Annotated in this window: 9 protein-coding genes; 5 read left to right on the forward strand and 4 right to left on the reverse strand. The window is 69.8% G+C overall.

Translation table 11 applies throughout. The features are described from left to right. Position 1 precedes the first annotated feature (1 nt). On the reverse strand, positions 2-1,246 hold the full coding sequence (locus RMO85_RS19180) for an MFS transporter (protein WP_310530314.1): 1,245 nt from the start codon (positions 1,244-1,246) through the stop codon (positions 2-4). Continuing rightward, the gene (gene corA / locus RMO85_RS19185; RefSeq protein WP_310530315.1) at positions 1,237-2,214 is read right to left on the reverse strand and encodes a magnesium/cobalt transporter CorA; all 978 of its coding nucleotides are present in this window, start codon (positions 2,212-2,214) and stop codon (positions 1,237-1,239) included. The genes RMO85_RS19180 and corA overlap by 10 nt, the downstream gene beginning before the upstream one ends. A 32-nt stretch (positions 2,215-2,246) precedes the next feature. Here corA and RMO85_RS19190 point away from each other — a divergent pair, with 32 nt between their 5' ends. The 4 genes from RMO85_RS19190 to mshC are packed head-to-tail and all read left to right on the forward strand — an operon-like array spanning position 2,247 to position 5,585. Further along, positions 2,247-2,972, forward strand: a complete 726-nt coding sequence (locus tag RMO85_RS19190) for a histidine phosphatase family protein (RefSeq protein ID WP_310530316.1) — start codon at positions 2,247-2,249, stop codon at positions 2,970-2,972. Positions 2,973-2,981: 9 nt separating this feature from the next. Then, positions 2,982-3,566, forward strand: a complete 585-nt coding sequence (locus RMO85_RS19195; protein ID WP_310530317.1) for a DUF3090 domain-containing protein — start codon at positions 2,982-2,984, stop codon at positions 3,564-3,566. Then, on the forward strand, positions 3,563-4,321 hold the full coding sequence (locus RMO85_RS19200) for an SCO1664 family protein (protein WP_310530318.1): 759 nt from the start codon (positions 3,563-3,565) through the stop codon (positions 4,319-4,321). The genes RMO85_RS19195 and RMO85_RS19200 overlap by 4 nt, the downstream gene beginning before the upstream one ends. A 19-nt stretch (positions 4,322-4,340) precedes the next feature. Beyond that, positions 4,341-5,585, forward strand: coding sequence for a cysteine--1-D-myo-inosityl 2-amino-2-deoxy-alpha-D-glucopyranoside ligase (mshC, locus tag RMO85_RS19205; protein WP_310530319.1), 1,245 nt, complete (start codon positions 4,341-4,343; stop codon positions 5,583-5,585). Between the two features lie 42 nt (positions 5,586-5,627). Here the strand turns inward: mshC and RMO85_RS19210 are convergent, their stop codons facing one another. Next, positions 5,628-6,473 carry a PAC2 family protein gene (locus tag RMO85_RS19210; RefSeq protein WP_310530320.1) on the reverse strand — a complete coding sequence of 282 codons (846 nt, stop codon included), beginning with the start codon at positions 6,471-6,473 and terminating at the stop codon, positions 5,628-5,630. 259 nt (positions 6,474-6,732) lie between these two features. On the opposite strand from RMO85_RS19210, the gene metH reads away from it, so the two are divergent. After that, on the forward strand, positions 6,733-10,413 hold the full coding sequence (metH, locus tag RMO85_RS19215; protein ID WP_310530322.1) for a methionine synthase: 3,681 nt from the start codon (positions 6,733-6,735) through the stop codon (positions 10,411-10,413). On the opposite strand, the gene RMO85_RS19220 is transcribed toward metH, so the two are convergent. Then, on the reverse strand, positions 10,395-10,969 hold a 575-nt coding region (locus RMO85_RS19220; RefSeq protein ID WP_310530321.1), incomplete at its 5' end, for a histidine phosphatase family protein. The genes metH and RMO85_RS19220 overlap by 19 nt on opposite strands.

The following is a 10,969-nucleotide window of genomic DNA, read 5'->3' on the forward strand; positions in this document are numbered from 1 at the left end:
CCTACGCGGCCGCCCGGCGAGAGAGGGTGGTCGCGAGCAACAGCAGCGCCACCAGCTGACTGATGACCACGGCGATCACCAGGGCCGGCAGCGACCGGTCGTAGAGCCAGCCGGCACCGGCGCCCCCGCCGATCGCGAGCGCGCCCTGGATGCCCGCGAAGACGCCGTACGCCGTCGCGCGACGGTGCGCCGGCACGAGATCGGCGACCGCGGCCTTGATCGTGGAGTCCTGCACGCCGTGCGCGAAGCCCCACACGGCGACGCCCACCAGGACCAGACCGAACGTGCCGCCCAGGGCCAGGGCGGGGACGACCGCGACCAGCACCGGCACCACGAACAGCACCTTCGCGCCGACGCGGTCGTAGACCGCGCCGACGAGCAGCGCGGCAACCGCTTCCACGGCCATCGCGCCGGCGTAGACGACCGGCACGGCGGCGACCGGCACCAGGTTGTCCACGGTCAGGTGGTATCCGATGATGCCGAAGGTGACCAGTGCGCCCGTGGTCAGCGCGCACGCGAACGCGTACCGGAAGAACACAGGTGGCAGGTCCGCGCCGACCGCGTCGGCGAACCACGCCCGAGGTGGATCCGCGGATTCCGGCGCTGCCGACTCGTCATAGACGGACGGATCCGGCACCCGGACCGCGAGGAGGACGAGCAGGGCCATCGCGATCGCACCGGGCACGGCCAGCACCGCCATGCCCGCCCACACCGACGCGCCCGCGACGACGGCGGCCACGACCAGCGGTCCCGCGAAGGCGCCGATCTGGTCCAGCGCCTTGTGCAGGCCGAAGCCCCGGCCGCGTCCGACCGCACCGGCGGCGTGGGCGAGGAGGGCCGACTTCGACGGCGAGCGCACGGCCTTGCCGAGGCGCTCGAGGAGGATCATCACGATGGCGAACGCGAGTCCGGCCGCGCCGAGCCGGGGCGCGAACCACAGCAGCGGGACGCAGATCGCGGTGAGGGCGTAGCCGGTGATCGTCAGCGACCAGTAGCGCCCGGTCCGGTCGGCGACGGGACCGAACACCAGCCGCAGCACGAGAGCCACCGCCTCGCCGGCGCCGGTGACGAGTCCGACGACCACGCCGGAGGCGCCGAGCGCGGCCAGGATCGGGCCGTACATCGACCGCGCGCCCTCGTAGACCATGTCGGCGGCCAGGCTGACGAAGCCGAACCACCACACCACCTGCCAGGCGCTCAGCCGATGTTGCGGCGGGGAGGACGAGCGCGGATCCGTCACAGCCATCCGGACTTCTTGAACCAGTAGAACAGCCCGGTCGAGACGCCGATCATCAGCACCACGGCGAAGGGATAGCCATAGGCCCAGTGCAGCTCGGGCACGTGGTCGAAGTTCATGCCGTAGATCCCGGCGATCAGCGTGGGGACGACGACCAGCGCCGCGCCGGCCGAGATCTTGCGCATGTCGTCGTTCTGCTGCACGGAGATGCGCGCCAGGTGGGCGTCGAACGCCGTGGACAGCAGAACGTCGAGGTTGTCGATGACCTCCGAGACCCGGTACAGGTGGTCGGAGACGTCGCGGAAGTACGTCGCGGTCTGCTCGTCGACGCCGTCGATCTGCCCGGCGGCGAAGCGCCGCATCGGCTCCCGGAGCGGCATGACCGCGCGGCGTACCTCGGCGATCTCACGCTTGAGCGTGTAGATGCGGACGGAGTCGTCGGTGCGGGCCGGGGAGAAGACGGACTCCTCGACCTCGTCCACGTCGACTTCAAGTGCGGCACCGACGCGTTCGTACTCGTCGACCACGCGGTCGCAGATGGCGTACATCACCGCCATCGGGCCGTGCTCGAGCACCTTGGCGCGCTGCTCGAGATCACGCCGTGACGTGGCCAGGTTGACCCCCTGGCCGTGTCGGACGGTCACCACGAAGTCCGGTCCGACGAAGACATTGATCTCGCCGGTCTCGACGGCGTCGTACTCGTCGACGTACCAGAGCGTCTTGAGCACCATGAAGAGCGTGTCGCCGTAGCGCTCGAGCTTGGGGCGCTGGTGCGAGTCGCCGGAGTCCTCGACCGCGAGGGGGTGCAGGTCGAACGTGGTGGCGATCAGCGCCAGCTCGGCCGCGGTCGGATCGAGGAGGCCGACCCACTGGAAGTCGCCGGCGCCGCAGGGCACACGCGCGTGCCCCAGGCTGGGCTCGTCGCCGTCGAGGGGGACGCGCACTCCCTCGTGGTAGAGGGCGTTGTCGACGATCACCTCGTCAGGCTAGTGCCACTAGGGTCGCGGGCATGGCAACGGTGATCCTCGTCCGACACGGCCGTTCGAGCGCCAACGCCACCGGCGTGCTCGCGGGGCGGCTGCCCGGCGTCAAGCTCGATGAGCGCGGCCACGAACAGGCCGCCTCGACCGCCGAGCGACTGGCCACGGTGCGCCTCGCGTCGGCCGTCTCGAGTCCGCTCGAACGCTGCAAGCAGACCGCTCGGGCCATCACCGCCCAGCAGTCGGCGCAGCTCGGCCTCACCACCGAGCGCAAGCTCACCGAGTGCGACTACGGCGACTGGCAGGGGCGGCCGCTCAAGGACCTGGCCAAGGAACCGCTGTGGAAGATCGTCCAGTCCCAGCCGTCCGCCGCCGCCTTTCCCGGCGGTGAGTCGATGCGGGCGATGCAGGACCGCGCGGTAGAGGCCGTACGCCGCCACGATCGCCTCGTCGAGGAGGAGCACGGCCCCGGCGCGGTCTGGCTGGCAGTGAGCCACGGCGACGTGATCAAGGCGATCCTCGCCGATGCCCTGGGCACGCACCTCGACCTCTTCCAGCGCATCCAGGTCGACCCGGCCTCCGTGTCGATCGTGCGCTACACCGAGGCCAGGCCCTACGTCCTCGGCACCAACACCTCGGCCGGAGACCTGTCCTGGCTCACCCCGCCGCCCTCCTCGCGCAGGCGTGGCAAGAAGACGGCGGACGCCGTCGTCGGCGGGGGAGCCGGACCCGGCTCCGCTGGCTCGTCGTCCTAGGCTGACCACATGCCCTTGATTCACGCCTTCGACCCGCCGGAGCGCTTCGTCGTCGGCACCGTCGGTCCGCCCGGCGCCCGCACGTTCTTCCTCCAGGCCCGCGACGGCACGCGGATCACGAGCGTCGCATTGGAGAAGCAGCAGGTGGAGGCCCTCTCCGAGCGCGTCGACGGGCTGCTCGACGAGATCATGCGAGCAGCCGACAACACGGCGATGATCCCGGCAGTGGCCCCCCTCGACCTGATCGACAACCATCCGCTCGAGCAGCCGATCGAGGAGGAGTTCCGCGCCGGCACCATGACGCTGGCGTGGGAGCCGGCCGCCGAGCGCATCGTGATCGAGGTGTTCCCGTTCACCGAGGCGGCCGTGGTCTCCCCGGAGCAGCTCGACGACGACCTCGAGGAGCCCGAGCCCGACGAGATCCTCCGGGTCGTGCTCACGGCGGGCGGGGCCCGCGCGTTCGTCGACCGGGCGCGGACCGTGGTCTCGGCCGGTCGTCCGGACTGCCCGTTCTGCGGCAACCCGGTCGATCCTGACGGCCACCTCTGCGTGCGGGCCAACGGCTTCCGCCGCCGCGACCCACAGCAGTCGTGACCGACCCGCTCGCCGGAGAGCTGACGCTCCACGGCCGGGTGATGCCCGCCTCCAACGCCACCTTCGTGGGGGAGATCGACGGGCTGCGGGTCGTCTACAAGCCGATCGCCGGGGAGCGACCGCTCTGGGACTTCCCCGACGGCACCCTGGCGGGGCGCGAGATCGCGGCGTACCTCGTCAGCGAGGCCCTGGGTTGGAACATCGTGCCCCGCACCATCGTGCGCGACGGGCCCCACGGCCCGGGGATGGTGCAGGTCTGGCAGGAGCCCGACCCTGCCCAGTCGCCGGTCGACCTCGTGCCGGCCGGCGGCATGCCGCCGGGCTTCCGGCACGTCTTCGACGGGGTGGACGGACGCGATCGCCAGGTGTCGCTCATCCACGAGGACTCGACCCCGCTGCGGCTGATGGCGATCTTCGACGTGCTCGTCAACAACGCCGACCGCAAGGGCGGGCACGTGCTCGCGATGACGGACGGTCACCGCTACGGCGTCGACCACGGGCTGACCTTCCACGTGGACCACAAGCTGCGCACGGTCCTGTGGGGCTGGCTCGGCGAGCGGCTCCGCGAGACGGAGCAGCAGGGCGTACGCCGGGTGCTGGCGGAGGCGGGCGGCCCGCTCGGCGACGCCCTGGTCGAGCATGTCACCGCGGCGGAGATCGAGGCGTTCATCCGGCGCTGCCAGGCCCTGCTCGCGGCGGATGAACTTCCCTCTCCGCGCGACGAGTGGCCGGTCATCCCCTGGCCGCCGTTCTGAGCCGGATAGGCTGCCCGGCATGCGTTCGTGGTCATCTCCTGAGGTCCCTGACCTGACCGTCACCGGTCCCGCCGTCCGGATCCACGACACCAGCTCGGGGGGCCTCGTCGAAACCCGGCCCGAAGGCCCGGCCCGGCTCTACGTCTGCGGCATCACGCCGTACGACGCGACCCACATGGGACACGCGGCCACCTACCTCGCCTTCGACCTCCTCAACCGAGCCTGGCGCTCGGCCGGCCACGAGGTCGCCTACGTCCAGAACGTCACCGACGTCGACGACCCGCTGCTCGAGCGTGCCCTCAAGGTCAAGGTCGACTGGGTGGCGCTGGCCGAGCGTGAGACCCAGCTGTTCCGCCACGACATGGAGGCACTGCGTGTCTTGGCACCCGACCACTACATCGGCGCCGTCGAGTCCATCCCGCTCGTCATCGACCTGATCATCCGCCTCCAGGATGCCGGGGCGATCTACCAGGTCGACAGCGACCTCTACTACTCGGTCACCGCCGACGCGGCCTTCGGCGACGTGTCCGGCTGGTCCCGCGACGAGATGCTGCGGATCTTCGGCGAGCGGGGGGGAGACCCCGACCGTGAGGGCAAGCGCGACCCGCTCGACTGCGTCGTGTGGCGCGGCAAGCGCGAGGGCGAGCCCTCGTGGGACAGCCCGTTCGGCCCCGGCCGGCCCGGCTGGCACATCGAGTGCACCGCCATCGCCCTCGAGCACCTCGGCACTGCCTTCGACGTCCAAGGTGGCGGCAGCGACCTGATCTTCCCGCACCACGAGATGTGCGCCGGCGAGGCGCAGGTCGCCGACCCGGGCCAGCCCTTCGCGCGGGCCTATGCCCACGCCGGGATGGTGGCCTACGACGGCGAGAAGATGTCGAAGTCCAAGGGCAACCTCGTCTTCATCTCGGCGCTGCGCAACAGCGACGTCGACCCGATGGGGATTCGCCTCGTGCTGCTGCGCCACCACTACCGCAGCGACTGGGAGTGGACCGACGACCAGCTGTGGGACGCCGTCGACACGGTGACCCAGTGGCGCAAGGCGCTCTCCCTGGGCGCCGGTGCCCCGGCCGCCCCGGTCGTCGAGGCCATCCTCGCCGCGCTCGCCGACGACCTCGACGCCCCGACCGCCGTTGCGGCCATCGATGACTGGGTGGCCTCGACCCTCGGCGACACGGCCCACGGGCTCGCTGACACCAGCGACCCCGTCGCCGCCGCCACGCTCAAGCCGGTGCTCGACGCCGCGCTCGGCCTCGCCCTCTGACACACCGCAGACTGGGTCGGGGCGGGGCCACTCTGGGCTGGGTCAGTCCTCGGTACGCCGCTTGAGGTAGCGCTCGAACTCGCGGGCGATCGCCTCACCGCTGGCCTCGGGCAGGTCGGCGGTGTCGCGTGACTCCTCGAGCGAGCGGACGTAGTCGGCGACGTCCTCGTCCTCCTCGGCGAGCTCGTCGACCCCGCGCTCCCATGCGCGGGCGTCGTCGGGCAGCTCGCCGAGCGGGATGGAGCAGTCGAGGAGGTCCTCGAGCTGGCCGATCAGGGCCAGCGTGGCCTTGGGGCACGGAGGCTGCGCGACGTAGTGCGGCACGGCGGCCCAGTAGGAGACGGCGGGGATGTCGAGCTGGATGCACGCGTCCTGGAAGACGCCGACGATGCCGGTGGGGCCCTCGTACGTCGACTGCTCGAGCTTGAGCCGGTCGACCAGGTCGAGCTCGGTCGCGCTGCCCGTCACCGGGATCGGGCGGGTGTGGGGCGAGTCTGCGAGTAGCGCACCGAGGGTGATCACCAGCTGGCTGCCGAGATCGTCGCAGGCCGCCAGGAGCTCGGCGCAGAACTGGCGCCAGCGCATGTTGGGCTCGATGCCGCGGATCAAGATGACGTCCCGGTCGAGGTCGGGGGGCGACGCGATGGCGATCCGGGTCGTGGGCCAGGTGAGGCGGCGGTGGCCGTTCGCATCGGTGCCGACCAACGGACGATTGACCTGGAAGTCGTAGAACTCCTCGGGGTCGATGGCGCCGACCACCCGGGCGTTCCACACCTCCATCAGGTGATCGACCACTCCGGAGGCCGCGTCGGCTGCATCGTTCCAGCCCTCGAAAGCAGCGATGACCACGGGGGAGACGAGGTCCTGCATGTCGTCGAACTCGATCACCCACTCACCCTAGAGCCCGCTGCACGTTCGCGGCCCATCTCCGAGCAGGTCCCCACGATTTCGCTCCGGCGAGAGGCGGTGGAAGCATCAGAGAGCCGTGTCCAGCACGTGGAAGTCGAGTCCGCAGTGTGGACGCCTCCGTAGGCTGGACACCCGATCGATTGGAGCCCCAAGGCCTGTGACTGCCGCATCTGCCCTCACCGCTGACTCGATCAGTGCCCCTGACCACCGTCCGGACGCCACCGAGCTCCTGACGTCGATGCTCAGCGCGCGGATCGTGGTGCTCGACGGTGCCATGGGCACGGCCATCCAGCGCGACCGGCCCGACGAGGCCGGCTATCGGGGGGAGCGCTTCGCCGACTGGCCCAGCGACGTGCAGGGCAACAACGACCTGCTGACGCTGACACAGCCCGAGATCATCGCCGACATCCACCGCGAGTACCTCGAGGCCGGCGCGGACATCATCGAGACCAACACGTTCAACGCCAACGCGATCTCGCTGGCCGACTACGGCATGGAGGAGCTCGGCTACGAGCTCAACTACGAGTCCGCCAGGCTCGCGCGCCGCGCGTGTGACGCCATCACCGCCCAGGACCCGAGCCGCCCGCGGTTCGTCGCCGGCGCGCTCGGTCCCACGACCCGCACCGCCTCGATCTCGCCCGACGTCAACGACCCGGCCGCGCGCAACGTCTCCTACGACCAGCTCGTGGAGGCCTACAAGGAGGCCGGTCGCGGTCTGCTCGACGGTGGCTCCGACCTCCTCTTCATCGAGACGATCTTCGACACCCTCAACGCCAAGGCCGCGATCTTCGCGGTCGAGACGCTGTTCGAGGAGTACGGCCGGCGCTGGCCCGTGATCATCTCCGGCACCATCACCGACGCCTCCGGACGCACCCTGTCGGGCCAGGTGACCGAGGCGTTCTGGAACTCCGTGCGTCACGCCAAGCCGATCGCCGTCGGTCTCAACTGCGCGCTGGGCGCCAAGGAGATGCGCCCTTACATCGAAGAGATGAGCCGCATCGCCGACACCTTCGTGTCGTGCTACCCCAATGCCGGTCTGCCGAACGCCTTCGGTGAGTACGACGAGGCGCCGCACGAGACGTCCGCGATCATCGGCGAGTTCGCCGACGCAGGCTTCGTCAACCTCGTCGGTGGCTGCTGCGGCACCACTCCCGCGCACATCGCCGACATCGCCAGGGCCGTCGAGGGCAAGCCGCGACGCGAGATCCCCGAGGTCCCGGTCGCCATGCGACTCGCCGGCCTCGAGCCGTTCACCATCGACGACGACAGCCTGTTCGTGAACGTCGGTGAGCGCACCAACATCACCGGCTCGGCGAAGTTCCGCAACCTGATCAAGGCCGGCGACTACGACACGGCGCTGGGCGTCGCCCTGCAGCAGGTCGAGAACGGCGCGCAGGTCATCGACGTCAACATGGACGAGGGCATGATCGACGGCGTCGCCGCCATGGACCGGTTCCTCAAGCTGATCGCCAGCGAGCCAGACATCAGCCGCGTCCCGGTGATGGTCGACTCCTCGAAGTTCGAGATCATCGAGGCCGGCCTCAAGTGCGTGCAGGGCAAGCCGATCGTCAACTCGATCTCCATGAAGGAGGGCGAGGACACGTTCCGCGAGCACGCCCGCCTGTGTCGCAAGTACGGCGCCGCCGTGGTCGTGAGGGCCTTCGACGAGGACGGCCAGGCCGCCGACCTCGACAGCCGCAAGCGCATCTGCGAGCGCGCCTACAAGATCCTGGTGGACGAGGTCGGATTCCCCGCCGAGGACATCATCTTCGACCCCAACGTGTTCGCGGTGGCCACAGGCATCGAGGAGCACGCCAACTACGGCGTCGACTTCATCGAGGCAGCCCGCTGGATCACCGAGAACCTGCCCGGTGCCCAGGTCTCCGGTGGCATCTCCAACGTGTCGTTCTCGTTCCGCGGCAACAATGCCGTACGCGAAGCCATCCACGCCGTCTTCCTCTACTACGGCATCCGGGCCGGGCTCTCGATGGGCATCGTCAACGCCGGGGCGCTGATGACCTACGACAGCATCGATCCCGAGCTGCGCGACGCGATCGAGGACGTTGTCCTCAACCGGCTCGCAGACCCGATGGAGGCGACCGAGCGCCTGCTGGAGATCGCCGAGAAGTATCGCCAGACCGACGCCGTCGAGGAGAAGGCCGCCGCCGAGTGGCGCGCGCTGCCGATCCGCGAGCGCATCACGCACGCACTCGTCAAGGGCATCGACGCCCACGTCACCGAGGACACCGAGGAGCTGCGAGCCGAGATCTCGGCGGACGGCGGCCGGCCGATCGAAGTGATCGAGGGACCGCTGATGGACGGCATGAACGTCGTCGGCGACCTCTTCGGCGCCGGCAAGATGTTCCTCCCGCAGGTCGTCAAGAGCGCACGGGTGATGAAGAAGGCCGTTGCCTACCTGCTGCCCTACATCGAGGCGGAGAAGCAGCCGGGCGATGTCGAGACCAAGAACGGCACCATCGTGATGGCGACCGTGAAGGGTGACGTGCACGACATCGGCAAGAACATCGTCGGCGTGGTGCTCCAGTGCAACAACTACGAGGTGATCGACCTCGGGGTGATGGTGCCGGCCCAGAAGATCCTGGACGCCGCCGCGGAGCACGACGCCGACATCATCGGCCTGTCTGGCCTGATCACGCCGTCGCTCGACGAGATGGTGCACTTCGCCGGGGAGATGCAGCGCACCGGCCTGACCATCCCGCTGATGATCGGCGGTGCGACGACCTCGCGCGCCCACACTGCGGTCAAGGTCGACAAGAAGTACGACGGCCCCGTCATCTGGGTCAAGGACGCCTCGCGATCGGTGCCGACAGCGGCGGCCCTGCTCAGCGACGAGCTGCGGCCGAAGCTGATGGCCGACGTCAAGCTCGACTACGACTCGCTGCGCGAGCGCCACGCGACCAAGCACGACCGGCCGATGCTCTCGATCGAGGCGGCGCGCGCCAACCGCACCCCGATCGACTGGGACGGCTACGTGCCGCCCGTGCCCGCCCAGCTCGGCGTGCAGGTCTTCGAGGGCTACGACATCGCCGAGCTGCGCGACTACATCGACTGGCAGCCGTTCTTCAATGCCTGGGAGATGAAGGGCAAGTTCCCCGACATCCTCAACAACCCCACGTCGGGGGAGACCGCGCGTAAGCTCTACGACGACGCTCAGTTGATGCTCGACCAGATCATCAGGGAGAGGTGGCTCACCGCAAACGGCGTGATCGGGTTCTTCCCGGCCGCCGCCGACGGTGACGACACGATCGTGTACGCCGATGAGTCGCGCACCGAGGTGCTCACGACGTTGCGACACCTGCGCCAGCAGGGCGAGCACCGTGAGGGCATCCCCAACCGTTCGCTCGGCGACTTCGTCGCACCGGTCGGGACCGGGCTGCAGGACTACGTCGGTGGCTTCGCGGTCACGGCCGGTCTGGGCAGCACGGACAAGATCATCGAGTTCAAGGCGGACCTGGACGACTACTCGGCGATCCTGCTCGAGTCGCTGGCCGACCGCCTGGCCGAGGCCTTCGCCGAGCGGATGCACCAGCGCGTGCGCAAGGAGTTCTGGGGCTACCTGCCCGACGAGTCGCTCGACAACGACGCCCTGATCCACGAGAAGTACGTCGGCATCCGGCCCGCTCCCGGCTACCCGGCGTGCCCGGAGCACACCGAGAAGTCGACGCTGTGGCAGCTGCTCGACGTCGACAAGATCGGCATCGAGCTCACCGAGTCGATGGCGATGTGGCCCGGAGCGTCGGTGAGCGGCTGGTACTTCTCGCACCCGCAGTCGCAGTACTTCGTCGTGGGCCGTCTCGGTCGCGACCAGATCGCCGACTATGCCGAACGCAAGGGCTGGGACCTGTCGACCGCCGAGCGCTGGCTGTCGCCGAACCTCGGCTACGACCCGGAGGACTGACCGGGCGTCTTCTCGTCCTGATCGAGCTCGCCGCCGGTCGGGTCCCGAGCCTGGTCGTCGTCGAGCCAGGCGCCACCGATGGGCTCGCGCGCCCAGTTGGTGATGGTCCAGCCGCTCTCGAGGCTGCCGTCCAGGGTGATGCACCCGGTGTTGTGGAGGCCCTCGTGGATGGGGGCGTGGGCTCCCCCCGCCCGGTGTGTGACCCAGGTGCGGATCGCGGCACCGTGGCTGACGACCAGCGCGGCGTCGACAGCGAGCGCGCAGGTGCTGGTGATCGCTGCGTCGTACCGCTCGAGGAAGGCCACGCCGGTCTCACCCCCCGGCATCCGCTGCTCCAGGTCGCCGTCGAGCCACTGGGCGACGGTTCCGAGGTAGCCAAGGATGGCGTCGTCGTCTGCGCGCATCTCGAAGTCACCGGCGGCGATCTCGCGGAGTCCGTCGTGCTCGATGGGGATCAACCCCAGCTCCGTCGCGACCGGCGCGGCCGTCTGGCGCGTGCGCACCAGCGGCGAGAACCCAATTGCGCCGCTGCCCCCCGGGGCCCGCGCGCGGCAGG

The sequence above is a fragment of the Nocardioides sp. genome (assembly GCF_031422975.1).
GTDB lineage: Bacteria > Actinomycetota > Actinomycetes > Propionibacteriales > Nocardioidaceae > Nocardioides.